The organism is Mycolicibacterium parafortuitum (genome assembly GCF_002086815.1).
In the GTDB taxonomy this organism is placed as follows: domain Bacteria; phylum Actinomycetota; class Actinomycetes; order Mycobacteriales; family Mycobacteriaceae; genus Mycobacterium; species Mycobacterium parafortuitum.
This window is the reverse complement of the sequence record NZ_MVID01000007.1, coordinates 137,548-159,317: the sequence shown is the minus strand read 5'-3', so window position 1 is coordinate 159,317 and position 21,770 is coordinate 137,548. Positions and strand designations below refer to the sequence as shown.

General features: G+C 69.2%; 20 protein-coding genes. 11 read left to right on the top strand and 9 right to left on the bottom strand.

Annotated elements, in window-relative coordinates; all coding sequences use genetic code 11:
- Positions 1-3: 3 nt before the first annotated feature.
- From treZ to sucT, 4 genes are read right to left on the bottom strand one after another with little or no spacing between them, the layout of a single operon-like run.
- Positions 4-1,737 carry a malto-oligosyltrehalose trehalohydrolase gene (gene treZ, locus BST38_RS11050; RefSeq protein WP_083143335.1) on the bottom strand — a complete coding sequence of 578 codons (1,734 nt, stop codon included), beginning with the start codon at positions 1,735-1,737 and terminating at the stop codon, positions 4-6.
- On the bottom strand, positions 1,737-4,025 hold the full coding sequence (treY, locus tag BST38_RS11045) for a malto-oligosyltrehalose synthase (protein WP_083143334.1): 2,289 nt from the start codon (positions 4,023-4,025) through the stop codon (positions 1,737-1,739). Before treY ends, treZ begins: the two co-directional genes overlap by 1 nt.
- Before the next feature lie 2 nt (positions 4,026-4,027).
- Positions 4,028-6,175, bottom strand: coding sequence for a glycogen debranching protein GlgX (gene glgX, locus BST38_RS11040; protein ID WP_083143396.1), 2,148 nt, complete (start codon positions 6,173-6,175; stop codon positions 4,028-4,030).
- Complete coding sequence (gene sucT / locus BST38_RS11035) at positions 6,175-8,370, bottom strand: acetyltransferase SucT (protein ID WP_083143333.1); 2,196 nt, start codon at positions 8,368-8,370, stop codon at positions 6,175-6,177. The genes glgX and sucT overlap by 1 nt, the downstream gene beginning before the upstream one ends.
- Before the next feature lie 23 nt (positions 8,371-8,393).
- Between sucT and BST38_RS11030 the strand changes: the two genes are divergently transcribed.
- The 4 genes from BST38_RS11030 to BST38_RS11015 are packed head-to-tail and all read left to right on the top strand — an operon-like array spanning position 8,394 to position 12,075.
- Complete coding sequence (locus BST38_RS11030; RefSeq protein WP_083143332.1) at positions 8,394-9,695, top strand: adenosylmethionine--8-amino-7-oxononanoate transaminase; 1,302 nt, start codon at positions 8,394-8,396, stop codon at positions 9,693-9,695.
- Between the two features lie 36 nt (positions 9,696-9,731).
- Positions 9,732-10,874, top strand: a complete 1,143-nt coding sequence (locus BST38_RS11025) for an 8-amino-7-oxononanoate synthase (protein WP_083143395.1) — start codon at positions 9,732-9,734, stop codon at positions 10,872-10,874.
- Complete coding sequence (bioD, locus tag BST38_RS11020) at positions 10,871-11,551, top strand: dethiobiotin synthase (RefSeq protein ID WP_083143331.1); 681 nt, start codon at positions 10,871-10,873, stop codon at positions 11,549-11,551. The genes BST38_RS11025 and bioD overlap by 4 nt, the downstream gene beginning before the upstream one ends.
- A complete protein-coding gene (locus BST38_RS11015) occupies positions 11,551-12,075 on the top strand; it encodes a 2'-5' RNA ligase family protein (RefSeq protein WP_083143330.1) in 525 nt (174 codons plus the stop codon). The genes bioD and BST38_RS11015 overlap by 1 nt, the downstream gene beginning before the upstream one ends.
- Positions 12,076-12,082: 7 nt before the next feature.
- Here BST38_RS11015 and BST38_RS11010 read toward each other — a convergent pair whose 3' ends face one another.
- Complete coding sequence (locus BST38_RS11010; RefSeq protein WP_083143329.1) at positions 12,083-12,655, bottom strand: TetR/AcrR family transcriptional regulator C-terminal domain-containing protein; 573 nt, start codon at positions 12,653-12,655, stop codon at positions 12,083-12,085.
- Positions 12,656-12,778: 123 nt separating this feature from the next.
- Here BST38_RS11010 and bioB point away from each other — a divergent pair, with 123 nt between their 5' ends.
- The 3 genes from bioB to BST38_RS10995 are packed head-to-tail and all read left to right on the top strand — an operon-like array spanning position 12,779 to position 14,702.
- A complete protein-coding gene (gene bioB / locus BST38_RS11005; RefSeq protein WP_083143328.1) occupies positions 12,779-13,774 on the top strand; it encodes a biotin synthase BioB in 996 nt (331 codons plus the stop codon).
- A gap of 26 nt (positions 13,775-13,800) precedes the next feature.
- On the top strand, positions 13,801-14,049 hold the full coding sequence (bsaP, locus tag BST38_RS11000; RefSeq protein ID WP_420872571.1) for a biotin synthase auxiliary protein BsaP: 249 nt from the start codon (positions 13,801-13,803) through the stop codon (positions 14,047-14,049).
- Positions 14,046-14,702 (top strand): DUF2567 domain-containing protein, encoded by a 657-nt coding sequence (locus BST38_RS10995; protein ID WP_083143326.1) that lies wholly within the window; start codon positions 14,046-14,048, stop codon positions 14,700-14,702. Before bsaP ends, BST38_RS10995 begins: the two co-directional genes overlap by 4 nt.
- On the opposite strand, the gene BST38_RS10990 is transcribed toward BST38_RS10995, so the two are convergent.
- Positions 14,638-15,990 carry a lipase family protein gene (locus tag BST38_RS10990; protein WP_083143325.1) on the bottom strand — a complete coding sequence of 451 codons (1,353 nt, stop codon included), beginning with the start codon at positions 15,988-15,990 and terminating at the stop codon, positions 14,638-14,640. The two genes, BST38_RS10995 and BST38_RS10990, sit on opposite strands and share 65 nt — an antisense overlap.
- A 42-nt stretch (positions 15,991-16,032) precedes the next feature.
- On the bottom strand, positions 16,033-16,710 hold the full coding sequence (locus BST38_RS10985; RefSeq protein ID WP_181792125.1) for an NUDIX hydrolase: 678 nt from the start codon (positions 16,708-16,710) through the stop codon (positions 16,033-16,035).
- 74 nt (positions 16,711-16,784) lie between these two features.
- Here BST38_RS10985 and nadA point away from each other — a divergent pair, with 74 nt between their 5' ends.
- From nadA to BST38_RS10965, 4 genes are read left to right on the top strand one after another with little or no spacing between them, the layout of a single operon-like run.
- Complete coding sequence (gene nadA, locus BST38_RS10980) at positions 16,785-17,828, top strand: quinolinate synthase NadA (RefSeq protein ID WP_083143323.1); 1,044 nt, start codon at positions 16,785-16,787, stop codon at positions 17,826-17,828.
- A complete protein-coding gene (locus BST38_RS10975) occupies positions 17,825-19,372 on the top strand; it encodes an L-aspartate oxidase (RefSeq protein WP_083143322.1) in 1,548 nt (515 codons plus the stop codon). Before nadA ends, BST38_RS10975 begins: the two co-directional genes overlap by 4 nt.
- Positions 19,372-20,229 (top strand): carboxylating nicotinate-nucleotide diphosphorylase, encoded by an 858-nt coding sequence (nadC, locus tag BST38_RS10970; protein WP_083143394.1) that lies wholly within the window; start codon positions 19,372-19,374, stop codon positions 20,227-20,229. Before BST38_RS10975 ends, nadC begins: the two co-directional genes overlap by 1 nt.
- Before the next feature lie 20 nt (positions 20,230-20,249).
- Positions 20,250-20,690, top strand: a complete 441-nt coding sequence (locus tag BST38_RS10965; protein WP_083143321.1) for a hypothetical protein — start codon at positions 20,250-20,252, stop codon at positions 20,688-20,690.
- Here BST38_RS10965 and BST38_RS10960 read toward each other — a convergent pair whose 3' ends face one another.
- Both BST38_RS10960 and BST38_RS10955 read right to left on the bottom strand, forming a co-directional pair.
- Positions 20,691-21,329, bottom strand: coding sequence for a LysE family transporter (locus BST38_RS10960; RefSeq protein ID WP_083143320.1), 639 nt, complete (start codon positions 21,327-21,329; stop codon positions 20,691-20,693).
- A 23-nt stretch (positions 21,330-21,352) separates the two neighbouring features.
- Positions 21,353-21,763 carry a nitroreductase family deazaflavin-dependent oxidoreductase gene (locus BST38_RS10955; protein WP_083143319.1) on the bottom strand — a complete coding sequence of 137 codons (411 nt, stop codon included), beginning with the start codon at positions 21,761-21,763 and terminating at the stop codon, positions 21,353-21,355.
- Positions 21,764-21,770: the final 7 nt, after the last annotated feature.

Here is a 21,770-nt window from a genome sequence, read left to right as displayed (position 1 = left end):
CCGCTATCCGGTCTGACGCAGTACGGCCACGGAGTGGCCGGGCAGGGTCGTCGTCTGCTCGCCGACCGACGGCGTGTCCCACGCCAGTACCACCTCGCCGGTGACGGGTGCGTCGACCGGTTCGGCACGAAGGTTGCAGGCTATCGCCAGCGCACCCCGGTGCATCACGAACCAGCCTGCGTTCTCGTCGAATTCGACGCGCAAGTGGTCCAGCCACGGGTCGGCCATATCGGGTTCGTCGCGCCGCAGCGCGATCAGATCCCGGTAGAACGCCCGCAGCCGGGCGTGGTCGCCCTCTGTGGTCTCGGCCCAGTCCAGCTTCGAGCGCTCGAACGTCGCCGGGTCCTGCGGATCGGGGATCTCGTCGGCGTCCCACCCGTGTTCGGCGAACTCACGCTTGCGCCCCTCGGCGGTGGCGCGCGCCAGCTCGGGTTCGGGATGAGAGCTGAAGAACTGGAACGGCGACGACGACGCCCACTCCTCACCCATGAAAAGCATTGCGGTGTAGGGCGAGCCGAGCGCCAGCGCCGCCTTGACCGCCAGCTGGCCGGTGGTCAGGTTCTGCGAGGGACGGTCTCCGATGGCCCGATTGCCGACCTGGTCGTGGGTCAGCGTGTACGCCAGCAGTCGGGTGGCCGGGATCGTCGCGGTGTCCAACGGCCGGCCGTGTCTGCGGCCGCGGAACGACGAGTAGGTGCCGGCGTGGAAGTAGCCGTGCCGCAGTGTGTCGGCGAGTGTCGCCAGCGTGCCGAAATCGCCGTAATAACCCTGCCGTTCGCCGGACACGGCGGAATGGATCGCATGGTGGATGTCGTCGTCCCACTGTGCGGTCATGCCGAGTCCGCCCTGCTCCCGCGGGGTGATCAGCCGCGGATCGTTCATGTCGCTCTCGGCGACCAGCGACAGCGGGTGTCCGAGTTCGGTTGACAGCGCGTCCGTCTCGGCGGAGAGCTCCTCGAGAATGTGCACCGCGGTGGTGTCGACCAACGCGTGCACCGCGTCCAGGCGCAGCCCGTCGGCGTGGAAGTCGCGCATCCAGCGCAGCGCGCAGTCGAGGATGTAGCGGCGGACCTGGTCGGCACCGGCGTCGGCGATGTTGATCGACTCGCCCCACGGGTTGGAGCCGGTGGACAGATACGGCCCGTACTTGGGCAGGTAGTTGCCGGACGGCCCGAGATGGTTGAACACCGCGTCGATCAGCACACCGAGCCCGCGGGCGTGGCACGCATCGACGAAGCGCACCAGCCCGTCCGGGCCGCCGTACGGTTCGTGCACGGCATACCAGAGCACGCCGTCGTAGCCCCAGCCGTGCGTTCCGCTGAACGCGTTGACCGGCATCACCTCGACGAAGTCGACGCCGAGCTCCACGAGCTGGTCGAGTTTGTCGATGGCCGAATCGAAGGTGCCCTCGGTGGTGAAGGTCCCGATGTGCAGTTCGTAGATCACTGCACCCTCGATCGAGCGGCCCTGCCACCCGTCGTCGGTCCACGCGTCCGCGCGCGGGGACCACAGCTGGGAACGCTCGTGTACGCCACCGGGCTGCCGGGGTGAACGCGGATCGGGCAGCACGGTGGGGTCGTCGTCGAGCACGAAGCCGTACCGCGCGTCGGGCGCCGCGTCGACGCGCGCATGCCACCAGTCGTCGTCGCCGCGGGTCATCGGATGCAGTGCGCCGTCGACGTCGAGGCGCACCCGCTCGGGACGTGGTGCCCATACCGAGAACTCGTGGTCAGCCATCAGGTCCTCACCAGCAGTGCGACGGGCAGGTCGGTGAACAGTTCGGCGGCGCGCACCGGCCCGGTGACGCTGCGGCCGGTCAGCCGGTCGGTCCACGTCCCGTCGGGAAGCGGCAGCGACGTGTCCCCCCATCCGCTCTCGGGGAGGCGGGCGGTCCAGCGCGACGCGGCGATCAGGACGTCGTCGCCGCGCAGGAAGGACACCAGATGTGCGGCGTGCTCACCGGCGGCGAGCACCGCACGGTGTCCGCCGCGCAAGAACGTGTCGGGCTTCTCCTTGCGCAGCTGCAGCGCCGCGCGCACCACCCGCAGCTTCGGGTGCTCGCCGGTTTCCAGCGCGCGCCGGCGGGCCGGATAGTCGACGGCCCTGCGGTTGTCCGGGTCGACGAGGCTGTCCTCCCACAACTCGGTGCCCTGGTAGACGTCCGGGATGCCGGGAGCGGTCAGCGCGATGAGCTTCTGGCCGAGCGAGTCGTTGCGCGCGTGCGGGTCGAGCCGGGCCACCAGCGCGGTCATCTCCACCGCGACCGGGCCGTCGAAGATCGCGTCGAGCCAGGTGTGCACCGCGGACTCGAACCGCTCGTCGGGTTCGTTCCACGTCGTGTGCAGCGCGGCCTCGCGGATAGCCTTCTCCGCGTAGCCGTGCAGACGCCCGCGCAACTCCTCGGTCACTGTGCCGTCGGCAGGCCACACCCCGAAGATGTTCTGCCACAGGAACAATCCGGTGCCAGGGTCGGGTGGGGGTGTGCTCAATTGCCAGCCCTGCACCATCTCCGACCACAGCGACGGCACCTGGGACAGCACCCCGATGCGGGCTCGCACGTCTTCGCCGCGCTTGGTGTCGTGGGTGGTCAGCGTGGTCATCGCCCGCGGCCACAGCGCGGCCCGCACGGCGGCGCGCTGATGGAACTCCGCGGTGCTGACGCCGAACCGTTCCGGCTCGCCGCCGACCTCGTTGAGCGACACCAGCCGGGCGTCGCGGTAGAACAGGCAGTCCTCCATGGACTTCGCAGTCGCGGCACCGCACAGCTGTTGCAGCCGCACCGCCACCTCGTCGCTGCTGTCCAGTGCCGCGGCCAGGACCGCGAGCGGTTCGGCGAGTTCGGGGTGCGCGGCGACGGTGTCCGATATCGCGACCGGCAGCACCGCGGACAGCGCCCGGTAATCGGAGCGGTACACCCCGACGTGGCCGAGGAGTTGGGCGATCGCGATGCCGAGCGCGTCATGGCCGGTCCCGGTGGCCGCGACGACCGCTCGGCCGATGCGGGCAAGTTCGCTCGACAGCGTGGTCGTCGCCGCGTCCACCTTCAGGCGGCGCGCCTCGGCGGCGAAGTCACTGTGCACGATTCCCGCAGATTCGACCATCGCGGTGAGGGATTCGGCGCCGGTCGGGTCGATGAACACCCCACCCGCCTCGCGCAGAGCGTCGTAGCCGGTGGTGCCCTCCACGGGCAGGCTGGTGTCGAGTGCCTCGTCGACGGCGAGGATCTTCTCGATGACGATCCACGCGTCCGGGCCGGTCAGCTCGCGCAGCCGGACCAGGTAGCCGGCGGGATCGGACAGGCCATCCGGATGGTCGATGCGGATACCGTCGACCAGCCCCTCGTCGAACCAGCGTTTGACCTCGGCATGCGACGCGTCGAACACCGCCGGGTCCTCCTGCCGGATCCCGGCCAGTGAGGTGATGGAGAAGAAGCGCCGGTAGCCGCAGACGTTGTTCCGCCAGCCGATCAGCTTGTAATGCTGCCTGTCGTGCACCTGCGGGCCTGTGCCGTCGCCGGTGCCGGGGGCGATCGGCCAGGTCCGGTCGCCGAGTCGCAGCACGTCACCGTCGACGGTCAGGTCGGCGACGTCGTCGTCAGATCCCAGGACCGGCAACACGATCCGCCCGTCGGGGTCCAGGTTCCAGTCGATGTCGAAATATGAGGCGTAGGACGACTTTCGGCCGTGTTTGAGCAGGTCCCACCACCACGGATTCTGGGTCGGGTCGTCGACGCCGACGTGGTTGGGGACGATGTCCACGACCAGCCCAAGTCCCGCGGCGCGCGCCTTCTCGGCAAGGCGCCGAAACCCTTCCGGCCCACCGAGTTCGGCTGAGATCGTGGTCGGGTCGGTGACGTCGTATCCGTGGGTGGACCCCTCGCCGGCGGTCAGGATGGGGGACAGGTAGAGGTGGGTGACGCCGAGGTCAGCGAGATAGTCGACCAGATTCTCGGCGTCGGCGAAGGTGAAGGACTCGCCGCTGGCGGGCCCACGCATCTGCAGCCGGTACGTGGAGAGCACTGTCATGGTCAGGCCGTCTTGCGCAGCACGAGGAGGGACCGCGGTTCCACCGAAACGGTCTGCCCGGCAGCCAGCTCCAGCGTGCTCTCACCCAGCGGGTCGGCGGTGTCGATCGCCCCGCTCCACGCGTTGGCGTAGTCACCGTCGGGCACCACGAACTCCAGGGGCTGGTCGTGGGAGTTGAAGCACATCAGGAACGAATCGTCGGAGACCCGTTGACCACGCTCGTCGGGCGCCGGGATGGCGTCGCCGTTGAGGAACACCGAGACGCACTCGAATCCCGACTCCCAGTCCTCGGAGGTCATCTCCTGACCGGACGGGGTGAACCATGCGATGTCGCGGATCTGCTCACCGGTGCGCAGCGGTTTGCCCTCGAAGAACCGGCGGCGGCGGAACACCGCGTGTTTCTTGCGGAATCCGACGACCTTGCGGGTGAATTCGAGAAGGTCGGCGTTGGTCTGGCACAACGACCAATCCATCCAGGACAATTCGGAGTCCTGGCAGTAGACGTTGTTGTTGCCGCGCTGCGTGCGGCCGATCTCGTCACCGTGGGCGATCATCGGCGTGCCCTGCGAGAGCATCAGGGTGGCCAGGATGTTGCGCATCTGCTTGCCGCGCAGGGCAAGGATGTCGGGGTCGTCGGTGGGCCCCTCGACGCCGCAGTTCCACGACCGGTTGTGGCTCTCGCCGTCGCGGTTGTCCTCGCCGTTGGCCTCGTTGTGTTTCTCGTTGTAGGAGACCAGGTCGGCGAGCGTGAAGCCGTCGTGGCACGTGACGAAGTTGATGCTGGCGCTCGGCCGTCGGCCGGTCGCCTCGTACAGGTCCGACGACCCCGTCAAACGGGACGCGAACTCACCCAGGGTTGCGGGCTCGCCCCGCCAGTAATCACGCACAGTGTCGCGATACTTCCCATTCCATTCGGTCCACAAACCTGGGAAGTTCCCGACCTGATAACCGCCTTCGCCGATGTCCCACGGTTCGGCGATCAGCTTCACCTGACTGATCACCGGGTCCTGCTGGATGATGTCGAAGAACGCCGACAGGCGGTCCACGTCGTAGAACTCGCGGGCCAGCGTCGAGGCCAGATCGAACCGGAAGCCGTCGACGTGCATGTCGAGCACCCAGTACCGCAGCGAGTCCATGATCAGCTGCAAAGTGTGTGGATGCCGGGCGTTGAGGCTGTTGCCGGTGCCGGTGAAATCCTTGTAGTAGCGCAGGTCTCCGTCGAGCAGCCGGTAGTACGCGGCGTTGTCGATGCCCCGGAAGTTGACCGTCGGCCCGAGGTGGTTGCCCTCGGCGGTGTGGTTGTAGACGACGTCGAGGATCACCTCGATACCCGCTTCGTGGAACGCGCGCACCATCGTCTTGAACTCCGCCACCGCGCCGCCGGCGTTGCGGGTCGCCGCGTACTGCTGATGCGGGGCGAAGAATCCGAACGTGTTGTAGCCCCAGTAATTCCGCAGGCCCAGATCGAGCAGCCGGTGGTCGTGCATGAACTGGTGCACCGGCATCAGTTCGATCGCGGTGACGTTGAGGGACTTCAGGTGCTCGATGATCGCGGGGTGACCGAGCCCGGCGTAGGTGCCGCGCAGTTCCTCGGGCACGCCGGGATGGCGCTGGGTCATCCCCTTCACGTGCGCTTCGTAGATCACCGTCTCGTGGTACGGCGTGCGCGGTGGACGGTCGGAACCCCACTGGAAGAACGGGTTGATCACGACACTGGTCATGGTGTGCCCGAGCGAGTCGATCCGCGGCGGCACACCGCCGCTCGCCAGATCGTCGGCGGCCAGGTCGTAGGAGTACAGGGCCTGGCCGAAGGTGAAGTCGCCGTGGAACGATTTGCCGTACGGGTCGAGGAGCAGCTTGCTCGGGTCGCAGCGGTGGCCGGCGGCCGGATCCCACGGACCGTACACCCGGAAGCCGTACCGCTGACCCGGGGTGATCGTCGGCAGATAGCAATGCCACACATAGCCGTCGACCTCGTCGAGGTTGATCCGCTCTTCGTGACCGTCCTTGCCGATCAGGCACAGTTCGACGCGGTCGGCGATCTCGGAGAACAGCGAGAAATTGGTGCCCGCACCGTCATACGTCGCGCCGAGCGGGTACGGGTCGCCCGGCCAGATCATCGGGACGGATCCCGCTTCGGCTGAGGCCATCAGCTCGTCCACCAGCCGGTCGCCAGACCGAGCTGGCGGCCGAGCTCATTGGTCATCGTGCGCATGTACGTCGACGAGATGTGATGTGCGTCGTGGTACATCAGCACGTTTCCCTCCACGGCCCGGCAATAGTCCTGCCGGCACACGGCATCACTCATGTCGAGAGGTTTGAGCAACGGGAATCTGGCGAGGTAGTCCAGCGTCGGGTTGCGGTCGGACAGAACTTTGGATCGTTCGATCCCGCAGGACACCGCGTCGCCGCCGCTGGCGAGGCAGTCGGACGGGAAGAACGGCTCGCCGTCGCGCACCATCCACGGGGTGTCGCGCATCGCCAGTACGGGGATCCCGGCGTCGGAGAACTGCTTCCAGATGCCGAGGTACTGGGACGGCATCACGTCGCCGTCCTTGATGTTCCACGGTCGCGTGGAAGTGGTGAACACGAAATCGGGCTTGTCCGCCAGGATCATCGGCATCACCCGTTCGTTCCATTCCCGGCATTTAGGGTATGGCCGGTTGTCGCCCATCACCAGCGGATTCTTCTCGGTGGTCAGTGGGCAGCCCATCTTCAGGTAGGTGACGACCTTGAAGTGGTGCATGCGCCCGAGCAGGTCCAGGGCGGTGATCCAGTGCTCGGCGTGGGATCCGCCGGCGAGCGCGATGGTGCGGTCGGCCGCCTTGTCGCCGTAGGTGCAGTTGATGATCCCGATGTTGTCGAAATCGCTGATGCAGCCGTCGACGGTGGACTCGGGGATGTCGTCCTTGGCCTCCAGCACGGTCGGGCGCATCGGGACGTTCGGCACCTTCGCGTTGTTCACCAGCGCCCGTGCCCCGGGATAGTCCCGCAGCGACAGCGTGGACAGTTCCTTGCCGTTGGCGCGCAGGGTGTTCACGTGCTCGCGCCACGAGAACGACGTCGCGGTCAGCGCGACCCCCAGCAGCACGACCGTGGATCCCAGCACGATGGTGGGCCGGCGCAGCCGGCGCCACAGCGAGGCGTGCGCTTTCGGCGCGGTGCCGGCCTGGGCGCGGCGGACGCGTAGCGGTTCCTCGACGTACCGGGTGGTCAGCCACGCGAGAAGGCCGGACAGGAGCAGGATCACCGCGCCTTCGACGAAATTCACCCGCGACTTGCTGGTGTACGCGAGGTAGAAGATCAGCAGCGGCCAGTGCCACAGATACAACGAATAGGCCATCGCGCCGAGCGCGACAAAGGGTTTGGTCGCCAGCAGCCGGTTGGGCGCCGGGATGCGGCCACGAGTGTGCGGGTCGGCGTACCGGTTGGCCGCCGACAGCACGAACAGCAGCGCTGCGCCGACGGGCACCAGCGCCCACGGGCCGGGGAACTCGTGGACACCGTCGATCAGCGCGCCGCAGGACAGGATGGCGGCCAGCGCGATCACCGCGGCCAGCGTGCGCAGCCACATCGGCCAGCGCACGTACGGTACGACGGCGCCGACCAGCGCACCGAGCAGCAGCTCCCAGGCGCGGGCGAAACTGTTGTAGTACGCGGTCGCCTGGTCGGCGTTGTGGGCGATGATCGCGTACACGAACGACGCGATGGTCAGCGCGCTCAGAAGCACGACGTAGGCCGCCCGCGCGTGCCTGCCGAACATCCGCCGGAACACCACGCCGGTCAGCACGATCAGCGCCAGGAACGCGACGTAGAACTGGCCCTGCACCGACATCGACCAGATGTGCTGCAGTGGGCTGACGGTCTCACCCGCGCGGAGATAGTCGGCGGCCGAATTGGCCAGTTCCCAGTTCTGGTAGTAGCCGAGGCTGGCCAGGCTCTGATCGGCGAAGGTCTCCCAACGGGTCTCCGGCTGGATCAGGATGGTCAGCACCGCCGACGCGGCGAGCACCACCACCAGTGCGGGCAGCAGCCGCCGGACCAGCCGGCTGATCTCGGTGACCGGATGCAGCACCGCGCCGGGGTCGATCGCGTTGCGCAGCAGCCGTCCGCCGAAGAAGAAGCCGGACAGCACCAGGAACACGTCGACGCCGCCCGACACCCGTCCGAACCACACGTGGAACACCGCCACCAACGCGATCGCGACGCCGCGCAGGCCGTCGAGGTCGTGCCGATAGAAGCCTGACGTGCGCGTTCCCATGCCGGACGCCGGTGGTACGGAGGCAGGCGGGGTCGGGCCCGGGGAGGCGGGGCGTGCCGGCCGGGCAGGGGCGAGGGTCATCATGGTCGACGGTTAATCTACCGAAGGTGTCTGCGTTGAGGCCTGCCGAGATCAGCGCGCTCGACGCTGCGCACATCTGGCATCCCTACAGTCCGATCGGCGCCGACGCGCTCGCGCCCGTCGTCGCGGTCGGTGCGCGGGGTGCATGGCTCACCCTGGTTCACGACGACCGCGAGGTCGAGGTGCTCGACGCGATGGCGTCGTGGTGGACCGCGGTACACGGCCACGGCCACCCTGTGCTGGACGCGGCGATCACCCGCCAGCTGGCAACCATGAACCACGTGATGTTCGGCGGGCTGACCCACGAGCCGGCGGCCCGGCTGGCGCAACTGCTCGTCGAGGTCACCCCGGCCGGGCTGGAAGCGGTGTTCTTCAGCGACTCGGGTTCGGTGTCGGTGGAGGTCGCCGTCAAGATGGCGCTGCAGTTCTGGCGCAGCAGCGGCCACCGGGGCAAGAGCCGCCTGATGACCTGGCGCGGCGGCTACCACGGCGACACCTTCACCCCGATGAGCGTGTGCGATCCGCAGGGCGGCATGCACGAACTGTGGACGGGGGAGCACTCGCTGCTGGCCGATCAGGTGTTCGCGCCGCCGGTGCCCGCCCAGTACGAGCCGGCCTACAGCGCCGCCTTCGCCGAGCAGCTCGGCAGGCACGCAGACGAGCTTGCCGCGGTGATCGTCGAGCCGGTGGTGCAGGGTGCGGGCGGGATGCGGTTCCACGACCCGCGCTACCTGTCGGATCTGCGCCGGATCTGCGACGAGCACGACGTGCTGCTGATCTTCGACGAGATCGCCACCGGGTTCGGCCGCACCGGCGCGCTGTTCGCCGCCGATCACGCCGGGGTGTCCCCGGACATCATGTGCGTCGGCAAGGCGCTGACTGGCGGGTACCTGACGCTCGCGGCGACGCTGTGCACGCGACGGGTCGCCGACACGATCAGTGCCAACCCACCGGGAGCGCTGATGCACGGTCCGACGTTCATGGCCAACGCGCTGGCCTGCGCGGTCAGCGTGGCCTCGGTGGAACTGCTGCTCGCGTCGGACTGGCAGGCGCAGGTACGGGGCATCGAAGCGGGACTGCAGGCCGGGCTGGTCGCGGCCGCCGACCTGCCGAACGTCGCCGACGTGCGCGTGCTCGGCGCGATCGGGGTGCTGGAGTTGGACAGCCCGGTCGATCTGCGGGTGGCGACGCCGGTGGCGATCGAGCACGGGGTGTGGCTACGGCCGTTCCGGAACCTGGTCTACGTGATGCCTCCTTATATCTGCACCGCCGACGAGATCGCCCAGATCACCTCGGCGATGACCGAGGTCGCCCGTGCACTAACCTGAACGGTGTTCAAGAGCCGCTGCATCCCGAGGAGCACCGTGACGCGCGTCGGTCTTTCCCCGCTGGCCTGGCTCGACGAGGTCGAGGCGCAGCGGCGCGCCGCCGGTCTGCGCAGGTCGCTGCGGGCCCGCCGGCCGGTCGGTGCAGAGCTGGACCTGGCCTCCAACGACTACCTGGGCCTGTCACAGCACCCCCGGGTGATCGACGGCGGCATCACGGCGCTGCGCACCTGGGGCGCGGGCTCGACCGGGTCGCGGCTGGTCACCGGCAACACCGAACTGCACGAGGAATTCGAGGACGCGCTCGCCGGGTTCGTCGGCGCCGAGTCCGCGCTGGTGTTCTCGTCGGGCTACACCGCCAACCTCGGCGCCGTCGTCGCGCTGTCCGGGCCCGGGTCGCTTCTGGTTTCCGACGCCTACACGCACGCCTCGCTTGTCGATGCGTGCCGGCTGTCGCGCGCCCGGGTCGCGGTGACCTCGCACAACGACGTCGCCGCGGTCGAGCGGGTACTGGCGGGCCGCGACGAGGAGCGCGCCGTCTTCGTCACGGATTCGGTGTTCTCCGCCGACGGTGACCTGGCGCCGCTGCGGGAACTGCATGCGGTCTGCCGCAGGCACGGCGCGCTGATGATCGTCGACGAGGCCCACGGGCTCGGTGTGCGCGGTGACGGGGGACGCGGACTGCTCGACGAGGCGGGGCTCGCCGGCGCTCCCGACGTGGTGATGACGACGACACTGTCGAAAGCGCTCGGCAGCCAGGGCGGTGTGGTGCTGGGCCCGGCGGGGGTGCGCGCGCATCTGATCGACGCGGCGCGCACATTCATCTTCGACACCGGGCTGGCGCCGGCGGCGGTCGGCGCCGCGCACGCCGCGCTGCAGGTGCTCGTCGACGAGCCGTGGCGTGCCCAGCGCGTACTCGACCACGCCGCCACACTCGCCGAGATCTGCGGTGTCGTCGACGTGCCGTCGTCGGCCGTGGTCTCGGTGATCCTCGGAGACCCGGAGGTCGCGGTCGCCGCGGCCGCGGCATGCCTCGACCACGGCGTCCGGGCCGGCTGCTTCCGTCCGCCGACGGTGCCCGCCGGCACGTCGCGGCTGCGGCTGACGGCACGCGCGTCGCTGACGGACGACGAGATGACCCTGGCCCGTCAGGTGCTCACCGAGGTGTTGGCGCCGGCGTGAGCGTCCTCTTCGTGACCGGAACCGGCACCGGTGTCGGCAAGACCGTCGCGACCGCGGCGTTGGCCTGCTGCGCCAGGCTCGCCGGAATCGACGTCGCGGTGTGCAAGCCCGTCCAGACCGGCACGCAGGACGGCGACGACGACCTCGCCGAGATCGCCCGGCTGGCCGGCATCGGCGAACTGCATTCGCTGGCCCGGTTCCCCGAGCCGCTGGCACCGCTGGCCGCCGCGCAGCGGGTCGGCGCCGAACTGCCGACGCGCGGCGCGCTACTCGACCTGGTCGCCGCGGCCGACCGTCCCGGACGGCTGACCCTCGTCGAGGGAGCCGGTGGCCTGCTGGTCCAACTCGGCGCCGACGGCATCACCTTGCGCGATCTCGCCGTCGATCTCGCGGCGCCGGTGCTGACCGTGGTGGCTCCCGGACTCGGTACCCTCAATCACACGATGCTGACCTTGGAGGCCTTGTCCCACAGCGGACTTCGCAGTGCCGGTCTGGTGATCGGTGCGTGGCCGGCGCAGCCGGGGATCGCCGAGAGCGACAACCGGGAGGCGCTGGCCCGGCTCGCACCCGTGCGGGCCGCGCTGCCCGCCGGTGCCGGAACCCTGGGTGCCACGGACTTCGAGCGGATCAGTGCACTCGCATTCGATGCGGGGTGGGTTGCGGATCTGACCGGCTGATGGTCCATTCCGTCGAGTTGCTGTTCGACGAGGCGTCCGAGGCGGCTCTTCGGGGGGCCTGGGATGACCTGGCGCGCAACGGTATCCGCAGTCTCTCCGGCCACCGCTCGGAGAGCAACCGGCCGCATGTCACCGTCACCGTCGCCGCCGAACTCGACGACGCGGTCGACGCGCCGCTGCGGCACGTGCTGGACCGACTGCCGCTGCGGTGTGTGATCGGCGCGCCGATGCTGTTCGGCGGCGGACGAGCCACCACGCTGGTCCGCCTCGTGGTGCCGTCGGCCGAACTGCTGGCGCTGCACGAGCAGGTGCACCGGATCTGTGTGCCGCACATGCCGGATGGTCCGCTGCCGCACGCCGCACCCGGTCAGTGGACCCCGCACGTCACGCTCGCGCGGCGGGTGCCGGTCACCTCGCTGCCGGTCGCGGTGACGCTGCCCGCGGTGACCCGCGATCTCGACGCGGCCGTGGTCGGGCTGCGGCACTGGGACGGCAATGCCAAGGTCGTGCACCCGATCGGCTGAGGAGCCGTCAGGCCTCGGCGTGGCTGTGCGCGGCGATCCCGTCGATCAGCAATTGCAACCCGAAGGCGAAGCGGGTGTCGGGCTCTTCGGCCCACACCGTCTGTGCGACATCGGCGCCCGCGGCGTCCCACTGCAACCGGGACTGCTCGTCGGCGGTGAAGCCGAGTACGTAATAGATCACCGATCGCGCGGCCAACTCGGCCTGCCCGGATGCGACACCCGCGTCGCCCGCAGCGGCGCCGAGGCGGTTCAGCACACCCGTCATCGCCTCGGACTGACCCGCGGCGAAGCTCGCCGACACCAGTTCGGCACCGTCGGTGTGCGACAGCAGCGCGTCGCGCAATTGCGCACACGTCTGGCGGATCCGGTCCCGCCACGGTCCGGTGACCTCGCCGACGGGGGTGAGGATGCGGTCGGCGACCGCCCCGAGGAGCTGCTGCTTGTTCTCGAAATGCCAGTACAGCGCGCCGGGGGACACGTTCAGCTCGCGTGCCAGCCTGCGCATCGACAGGTCCGCTATGCCGTAGTTGTCCAGCACGGACGTCGCCACGTCGACCACGTCGTGTTTGGAGAGCTGCACCCAGTTACCCTAACCTGAACGGTGTTCAATTGTCGGCTCGCCGACGTGTTCAATCGTTCGGCTTGCCGACGTGTTCAATTGTCGGCTCGCCGACGTGTTCAACAGGCTAAGGGAGACGATCTGGTGACCGACATTCTGGCAGTGGCACGCGAGCAGGTACTGGAACGTGGCGTCGGTCTCGACCAGGCCCAGACCCTGCAGGTGCTGCAGTTGCCGGATGACCGTCTCGACGATCTGCTGGCCCTGGCCCACGAGGTCCGGATGGCGCATTGCGGTCCCGACGTCGAGGTCGAGGGCATCATCAGCCTCAAGACCGGCGGCTGCCCCGAGGACTGCCATTTCTGTTCCCAGTCAGGGCTTTTCGCGTCTCCGGTGCGCAGCGCGTGGCTGGACATCCCGAGCCTGGTCGAGGCGGCCAAGCAGACCGCGAAGACCGGTGCCACCGAGTTCTGCATCGTCGCCGCGGTTCGCGGCCCCGACGAGCGTCTCCTCGCTCAGGTCGCCGCGGGCATCGAGGCGATTCGCAACGAGGTCGACATCCAGATCGCGTGCTCACTGGGCATGCTGACCCAGGACCAGGTCGAGCAGCTCTCGGCGATGGGAGTGCACCGCTACAACCACAACCTGGAGACCGCTCGCTCCTTCTTCACCAACGTGGTCACCACCCACAGCTGGGAGGAGCGGTGGGACACCCTGCAGATGGTGCGCGAAGCCGGTATGGAGGTGTGCTGCGGCGGCATTCTCGGCATGGGTGAGACGCTCGAGCAGCGCGCCGAGTTCGCTGCGAACCTTGCCGAGCTCGACCCGCACGAGGTGCCGTTGAACTTCCTCAACCCGCGTCCCGGAACGCCGTTCGGCGACCTGGAGGTGCTTCCCGCGACCGAGGCGCTCAAGGCGGTCGCCGCGTTCCGGCTGGCGCTGCCGCGCACGATGCTGCGGTTCGCCGGCGGCCGCGAGATCACCCTCGGCGACCTCGGTGCCAAGCAGGGCATCCTCGGCGGTATCAACGCCGTCATCGTCGGCAACTACCTGACCACACTGGGCCGGCCCGCCGAGGCGGACCTGCAGCTTCTCGACGATCTGCAGATGCCGATCAAGGCCCTCAACGCGACGCTGTAGTCGGTACGGGTAGAACCGATCACGTGATGGTCACCGAAGGCACCGAACTGCCAGCGCCCGTCGGCGCAGGCCTCTACAACGTCTATACCGGCGTCTCTACCGGCTCGGAAGCGGGCGGTGCCGTTCCCACCGCCGCCCAGCTCGGTCTTGAGCCGCCGCGGTTCTGCGCGTCCTGCGGGCGCCGGATGATCGTGCAGGTCCGGCCCGACGGCTGGTGGGCCAAGTGCTCGCGGCACGGCACGGTCGATGCCACCGATCTGGACATCTACCGGTGACCGCCGCCACGCACCCACCCCGCACCTCGGCGATCCGAGCGGCGCTGACCGTGGTGGTCGGGCTCGCGCTCGCCGGTGCGCTCGTCGGCGCGCTGTGGGCCTGGCTGGCCCCGCCCGTCAAGGGCGTCGTCGCCTTGACGCGCGCCGGCGACAAGATCAAGGCGCACATCGGCATGGAGGCCGACAACTGGTTCACCTCGGCGTTCCTGATGGTCGGCCTGCTGTCGGTGCTGGCGGTGATCGCCGCGGTTGCGGTGTGGCAGTGGAAGACTCACCGCGGACCGGTACTCGCCGCCGCGCTGGCCGCCGGATCGCTGCTGGCCGCGGCGAGCGCCGCGGGCATCGGGGCGCTGGTCGCCCACCTGCGCTACGGAGCCGTCGACATCGCGGGCGCTCCGGTATCCGAGCAGCAGCGCGTGCACTACATCACCGAGGCGCCCTCGGTGTTCTTCGGTCATTCGCCGCTGCAGATCGCGGTGAGCCTGCTGGTCCCGGCGGCAGTGGCCGCGACGGTGTACCTGCTGGCCGCGGTGGCGTGCCCACGCGACGACCTCGGAGCGTGGCCGCCCGTGGAGTATCCGGGCTCGCCTACAGGTCGAATCGGGACAGCGGTGAGCGTTCCAGCCGCCGCCCCAGCACCACCTTCGCCGTGATCTTGCCGAGGGTCAGCATCCCGCGGTAGGTCGACGGGTTCAGCAGCGTCGGCCACTTGGTGCGGGCGATGTGTGCCGCGAGCGGGCGGCCGGCGAAGCGGTCCCGCAGCCAGCGCAACGTCATCGGCGCCGACATCGGGTGCAGCAGCAGATGCTCGCTGAACATGTCCCGGTGGTAGGTGACGCTGGCGCCGCCGTTGGTGTAGGTCTCGGTCAGCTCGTCGATGTCGTTGACCGAGATGATCCGGTCGTGCACGGCCTGCACGATCAGTACCGGGACCTTCGGCGCCATGGCTCCCAGCTTGATGCTGTCGAAGACGTGCTGGACCTCGGGTGTCAGCAGGATCTCCTCCAGCGGGCGGTCCAGCCAGTGCGCCATGTCCTTGCCGACCAGTGTGAGCATCGCGTGTGCGGTGGTCATCTTCTCGATCCGCGCCAGCATCGCCTTGCCCTCGGGGGTGGCGTGCTCCCGGATGATCCGGTCGAGGTCGGGATAGATGTGGGTGAGCGCGGCGACGACCATCGCGGGCAGCCCCGAGTAGACGCTGCCGTTGAGCCTGCGGAACGCGTGTCCGAGATCGCCCACCGGTGAGCCGAGCACGGCGCCGACGACGTTCAGTTCGGGCGCGTAACTGTCCTGTACCTCGGCGGCCCAGGCGGAGGCCAGGCCGCCTCCGGAGTAGCCCCACAGCCCGACCGGGGCGTCGGCGGCCAGCTGCAGCGGCGCATGGTTGACCGCGGCGCGGATACCGTCGAGCACGTGGTAGCCCGGCTCGTACGGGGCGCCCCACATTCCGGTGGTGCCCTCGTGATCGGGCACCGAGACCGCCCAGCCCTCGGCCAGTGCGGCGGCGACGAGCAGGAACTCGAATTGGGCCACCGCGCCCACGGCCTTGGCGCCGCGTCGCAGCGCGTAGGACGGGAAGCAACGCCCGGCGACCGCGTCGATGGCGCACTGGTAGGACACGATCGGTGTCGGGCCGTCCGGGGTCCGTTCCGCGGGCGCCAGGACGGTCGTGACGGCGGCCTGCGGATCGCCGTGCAGGTCGGCGGTGCGGTACAGCAGCTGGGTGGCCTGGAACTTCTGTGGGATCAGCCCGAGAAACGCCAGCTCGACATCGCGGGAGCGCAGCACCGTGCCGGGTCGCGCATGCTCGTAGCCCGCGGGAGGCTCGTAGAACGGGTCGTCGGCCGGCAGGACCGGCCGCGCCTTGCGCTGCAGAGGTTCGTGGACGGGCTGGCCGATCCATTCGGCGCCGGTCGACCGTGCAACATTGCCCAAGTCCATCCGGCCATTGTTACTTAAGAAGGTATTAAGAAGCTAGCCGACTCACCCGGGCGGACGTAACGCCGCGAACTCGTCGGTCACCCGGTACCGGGCGTCGGTGAAGCGGTACAGCGCGGCCGGACGACCCCCGCTGCGGCCCGACCGGGCGGTGGTGCCGGTGCGGGTGATCACGTGCCTGCGTTCCAGGACGCGTTGCAGGTTGGTCGCGTCGACCGGGTGCCCGAGCGCGGCGCTGTAGATGTCGCGCAGCGCCGACAGCGCGAATTCCGCTGGTGCCAAAGCGAATCCGATGTTCGTATAGGAGAGTTTCGCAACCAGGCGGGTGCGTGCGTGTTCGACCATGGGCGCGTGGTCGAACGCCATCGGCGGCAGGTCGCTGACGGGGTGCCAGCGGGTGTCCGACGGCAGTTCCGGGGTGGCGGGGGAGGGCACCAGGCCGAGGAAGGTCGAGGCGATGGTGCGTGGCCCCGGCACGCGGTGCGGGTCGGAGAAGATGGCCAACTGCTCCAGGTGGGCCAATTCGCGAAGGTCGACCTTCTCGGCCAGCTGGCGCCGCACCGAGCTGGTCAGATCCTCGTCGGAGCCCAGCTGGCCGCCCGGTAGCGACCATTTCCCCTTCTCGGGCTCCAGGGCGCGCTGCCACAACAGCACGTGAAGTGCGGGTTTGGCCGAGGGGGGCGAGTTCTCGACGCGGCGCACCTGGAACACAACGGCAAGCACCTCGTGCGCAGTGCTAATATGTGGCATGTTTTCGATTGTAAGTCGAAAACCTCGATGAAGCGAAGGAGACGGCGATGACGGTTCTCGCTGGGACGTATGACACCGCATTCGCGGACCGTGTCGTGGACGGCCCGGACGGATACTCCGGCATCGACGGTGACGAAGCGTGGGCCGCCGAGGTGCGCCGGCTGCTGAAGCTGCGCGGCGCGACGCTGCTGGCGCACAACTACCAACTGCCCGCGATCCAGGATGTCGCCGACCACGTCGGCGACTCGCTGGCGCTGTCGCGGATCGCCGCCGAGGTGCCCGAGGACACCATCGTGTTCGCCGGCGTGCACTTCATGGCCGAGACCGCCAAGATCCTGTCGCCGGAGAAGACGGTGCTGATCCCGGACCAGCGGGCGGGCTGCTCGTTGGCCGACTCGATCACCGCCGACGAACTGCGCGCGTGGAAGGCCGAACATCCCGGTGCGGTCGTGGTGTCCTATGTCAACACCACCGCCGCGGTGAAGGCCGAGACCGACATCTGCTGCACCTCGTCGAACGCCGTCGAGGTCGTCGCGTCCATCCCCGAGGACCGCGAGGTGCTGTTCTGCCCCGACCAGTTCCTCGGCGCCCACGTGCGCCGGATGACGGGCCGTGCGAACCTGCACGTGTGGGCCGGCGAATGCCACGTCCACGCCGGCATCAACGGCGACGAACTGGCCGATCAGGCCCGCGCGCATCCCGAGGCCGAACTGTTCGTCCACCCCGAGTGCGGGTGTGCGACCTCGGCGCTCTACCTCGCCGGCGAGGGCGCGTTCCCCGAAGATCGGGTCAAGATCCTGTCCACCGGCGGCATGCTCGACGCCGCCCGCGAGACCGGCGCCAAGCAGGTGCTGGTGGCCACCGAGATCGGCATGCTGCACCAATTGCGCCGTGCCGCACCCGACGTCGACTTCCAGGCGGTCAACGATCGCGCGTCGTGCCGGTACATGAAGATGATCACCCCGGCGGCGATGCTGCGCTGTCTGGTCGAGGGCGCCGACGAGGTGCACGTCGACCTGGACATGGCGGCCAAGGCGCGGTTGAGCGTGACGCGGATGATCGAGATCGGGCAGCCCGGCGGCGGAGAATGACCGGCTGCGGCGGCAGCAGCGGATGGCGGCAGCGCGCTGACGTCGTCGTCATCGGCACCGGCGTCGCAGGACTTGCCGCCGCGCTGGCCGCGCACCGTCGCGGCGGCAAGGTCGTGCTGCTGAGCAAGGCCGCCGAGACCGCGACGTTCTATGCCCAAGGCGGCATCGCGGTGGTGCTGCCCCGCACCGAGGACTCCGTGGACGCCCACGTATCGGACACCCTCGCCGCGGGTGGCGGGTTGTGCGACGCCGACGCGGTCCGCTCCATCGTCACCGGTGGCTATCAGGCGGTCAGCGAATTGGTTGCCGCCGGAGCACATTTCGACGAATCCGCACCCGGTCAGTGGGCACTGACCCGCGAGGGCGGGCACACCCGGCGGCGGATCATCCACTCCGGCGGGGACGCGACGGGCGCCGAGGTGCAGCGTGCCCTCGATGTCGCCGCGTCGTCGCTCGACATCCGGCGCAACCACGTCGCGCTGGACCTGATCCTCGATGACGGCGCGGTCGCCGGAGTGCACGTGCTCAGCGACGACGGTTTCGGAGCCGTGTACGCGCCGTCGGTGATCCTCGCGACCGGTGGCCTCGGACATCTCTACTCGGCGACCACCAACCCGGACGGATCCACGGGTGACGGCGTCGCGCTGGCCATGTGGGCAGGGCTCTCCGTGGCCGATCTTGAGTTCATCCAGTTCCACCCGACGATGCTGTACTCGGGTTCCGGCGGGGGACGACGTCCGCTGATCACCGAGGCGCTGCGCGGCGAGGGTGCGAAACTCGTGGACGCGCAGGGTCGTTCGGTCACCGCAGGCGTGCACCCGATGGGTGATCTCGCGCCGCGTGACGTGGTGGCCGCCGCGGTCGAGGCCCGGTTGTCCGAGACCGGCGACGAATGCGTGTATCTCGACGCCCGCCACATCGCTGATTTCGCGCGGCGATTCCCGACGGTCAACGCGTCCTGTCTGGATGCGGGTATCGACCCGGTGCGCCGGCCTATCCCGGTGGTCCCCGGCGCGCACTACAGCTGCGGTGGTGTGGTCACCGATGTGCACGGCCGCACGGCAGTCCCCGGGCTGTTCGCCGCCGGTGAGGTGGCGCGCACCGGGATGCACGGCGCCAACCGGTTGGCGTCCAACAGCCTGCTCGAAGGTCTGGTGGTCGGCGGCCGCTCGGGTGCGGCGGCGGCGGAGTTCGCCGCGGCCACCGGCCCGGCGCGACTGGTCGAACCCGCGCCCGCGGTCCGCCCGGCGCTGCCGCGCGCCGAACTGCAGGCTGCGATGACCCGGCACGCCTCCGTCGTCCGTGACGGCGACGGCCTGGCCCGCCTCGCCGAGCTGATCGATACGGCACCGCCGCGAGTTTTGAAGTCGCGCAAGGACTTCGAAGACGCCGCGCTGACCGCCGTCGCCTCGGTGGTGGCGAGTGCGGCAGCCGCGCGCACCGAGAGCAGGGGTTGCCACCACCGCTCCGACCATCCACTGACCGATCCCGCGCAGGCCGTCAGCGTCGCTGCCGGTCTCGCGCCCGCCACCGTGGGGTGCTGATGAGACTGACCGACACCGAACGCGCCGAAGCGCGGGCCGTCATCGCGCGTGCCCTCGAAGAGGACCTTCAGTACGGACCGGACGTGACCACCACGGCCACCGTCGGCGCCGACGCGACGACGACCGGGTCGATGGTCGCCCGTGAGGCCGGGGTGCTGGCCGGCTCGGAACTGGCCGTGATGGTTCTCGACGAGGTGATCGGTGCCGGCAACTACAGCATCGAGCAGCAGGCGCCGGACGGCACCCGGCTGGAGCCGGGCGCGGTGGCGTTGTCGGTCAAGGCGCCGACCCGGGGCCTGCTCACCGCCGAACGGACGATGCTGAACCTGGTGTGCCACCTGTCCGGGATCGCGACGGCGACCGCGGCGTGGGTCGACGCCGTGTCGGGCACCAAGGCCGAGATCCGGGACACCCGTAAGACGTTGCCCGGGTTGCGGGCGCTGCAGAAGTACGCGGTCCGGGTCGGCGGCGGGGTCAACCACCGGATGGGTCTGGGCGACGCCGCGCTGATCAAGGACAACCACGTCGCCGCGGCCGGATCCGTGGTCGCCGCGCTGCGTGAAGTGCGTTCGGCTGCACCGGATCTGCCGTGTGAGGTCGAGGTCGATTCGTTGGAGCAGCTCGACGAGGTGCTCGCCGAGGGGGTCGAGCTGGTACTGCTGGACAACTTCCCGGTGTGGCAGACCCAGATCGCCGTGCAGCGCCGCGACTCGCGTTCGCCCAAGACCAAACTGGAATCCTCCGGCGGGCTGGCCCTGGAGAACGCCGCCGAATACGCGGGCACCGGAGTCGACTACCTCGCGGTGGGCGCACTGACGCATTCGGTGCGCGTGCTGGACCTCGGCCTGGATCTTTAGTCGATGAAGGTCTCCAGCCGATGAAGGCAACGGCACTCGTGGTCGCGGTGCTGGCGCTCGGCGTGGCCGTCGTGGCGCTGATGCGCACGTTCGGCGGTGAGCCCGGCTACACCGACGCCCAGCGCGCCGACGCGAAGAACTCCGTCTGTGCGGCGTTCGAGACCGTGCGGTCCGGGGTCGCGACCAACACCAACGCGACCCCGCCGGGCGACATCGCCGGTGCGCTCGCCGTGGCGGCCAACGCCCGCATCGCGCTGCTCGACGGCGGTCAGTACCTGCTCGCGAAGCTCGATCCGGCGACCCCGCCCGATCTGGCCGACGACGTCCGCACGTTCGCCAACGAGTTGATGGACATCGGCGCCGCCGCGACCGCGGGGGTACCCAACGACGATCCGGGGCAGGCGGGACGGCTCCGGGCGGCCGAAGCCGCGAGTGCAGCGGTCAAAGGCCACTGCGGATAGTTACACAGGCGCCGGACCTCGGCGGACGAACGCCAGCACCACGGCGGCGGTCGCGAACAGGCCCGAGAACACGCGGTTGAGCAGTGTCTGCTGCCGCGGGGTGCGCAGCCACGCCAGCAGCCGCACCGACAGCGCGGTGTAGAAGCCCATCACGACCATGTCGACGGCCACCATCGTCACGGCGATGGCCAGGTACTGCGGCAGCAGCGGGGCGCTGGGGTTCACGAATTGCGGCATCACGGCCAGAAAGAACAGCAGCCCCTTCGGGTTGGTCGCGTTGACCAGGAAGCCACGCACCAGCAGCGAGAGCCGACCGCCGTCCATCGCCCGGTCGATCTGGGCGTCGAGGTTGATCGCGGTGCTGCGCCACTGCCGGTACGCCAGGTAGGCCAGGTACGCCACGCCGAGCCATTTGATGATCGTGAACGCGAGGATCGAGTTCGCGACCGCGGCGCCCAGACCGACGGCCACCAGCGTCAGCTGCAGCATCAACCCGATCTCCAGGCCGACGATGCTCCAGTAGCCACGCTTGACGCCGTGGGTCAGTCCGGTCGCCATCGACTGCACGGCACCCGCACCCGGCGAGACCGCGATCGCGATCGCGGCGCCGAAGAATGCCAGCCACATCTGCCACGTCATGGCGTCGAGTCTGGCAGGTCAGGTCAAGCGATATCCGCGACGAACACCCCGGACTGCTTCCCGACGATTTGGGCCATCCGGGGGAGCGTCTCGTCGACGGTCCCGGCCGGCAACACGCGCGGTCGCACCAGGTGGAGGGTCTTTTTGCCGATCTGGATATCGGCCTCACCGGCGGCGAGGACGTTCTTGACCCAGTTGGTCTTCCCGTGGGCCAGCCCGATCGCGAGCACGTTGTCCTTGCGGTACGGAGTGACGATGGTCTCGTACGGTTTGCCCGACGTGCGGCCGCGATGCTTGATCACCCCGAGGCCGGGCATCCGCTTCGAGAATGGCCTGATCATCCTGTTGATGTATTTGACCTGCAGATTCTCCAGCCACGGCGGAAAGATCATCGGTACGCCCGGAGCGTTGTTGGGGTGCTCGCTGGCTCGCATGACGCCT

Bases quoted from the DNA above. Each gene is read 5' to 3' on its own strand.
- BST38_RS10975 (WP_083143322.1), top strand. From the start codon at position 17,825: ATGACCGGCTGCGGCGGCAGCAGCGGATGGCGGCAGCGCGCTGACGTC.
- glgX (WP_083143396.1), bottom strand. From the start codon at position 6,175: ATGGCCTCAGCCGAAGCGGGATCCGTCCCGATGATCTGGCCGGGCGAC.
- BST38_RS10960 (WP_083143320.1), bottom strand. From the start codon at position 21,329: ATGACGTGGCAGATGTGGCTGGCATTCTTCGGCGCCGCGATCGCGATC.
- BST38_RS11015 (WP_083143330.1), top strand. From the start codon at position 11,551: ATGGTCCATTCCGTCGAGTTGCTGTTCGACGAGGCGTCCGAGGCGGCT.
- sucT (WP_083143333.1), bottom strand. From the start codon at position 8,370: ATGATGACCCTCGCCCCTGCCCGGCCGGCACGCCCCGCCTCCCCGGGC.
- nadA (WP_083143323.1), top strand. From the start codon at position 16,785: ATGACGGTTCTCGCTGGGACGTATGACACCGCATTCGCGGACCGTGTC.
- BST38_RS10990 (WP_083143325.1), bottom strand. From the start codon at position 15,990: ATGGACTTGGGCAATGTTGCACGGTCGACCGGCGCCGAATGGATCGGC.
- treZ (WP_083143335.1), bottom strand. From the start codon at position 1,737: ATGGCTGACCACGAGTTCTCGGTATGGGCACCACGTCCCGAGCGGGTG.
- treY (WP_083143334.1), bottom strand. From the start codon at position 4,025: ATGACAGTGCTCTCCACGTACCGGCTGCAGATGCGTGGGCCCGCCAGC.
- BST38_RS10955 (WP_083143319.1), bottom strand. From the start codon at position 21,763: ATGCGAGCCAGCGAGCACCCCAACAACGCTCCGGGCGTACCGATGATC.
- nadC (WP_083143394.1), top strand. From the start codon at position 19,372: ATGAGACTGACCGACACCGAACGCGCCGAAGCGCGGGCCGTCATCGCG.
- BST38_RS10965 (WP_083143321.1), top strand. From the start codon at position 20,250: ATGAAGGCAACGGCACTCGTGGTCGCGGTGCTGGCGCTCGGCGTGGCC.
- bsaP (WP_420872571.1), top strand. From the start codon at position 13,801: ATGGTCACCGAAGGCACCGAACTGCCAGCGCCCGTCGGCGCAGGCCTC.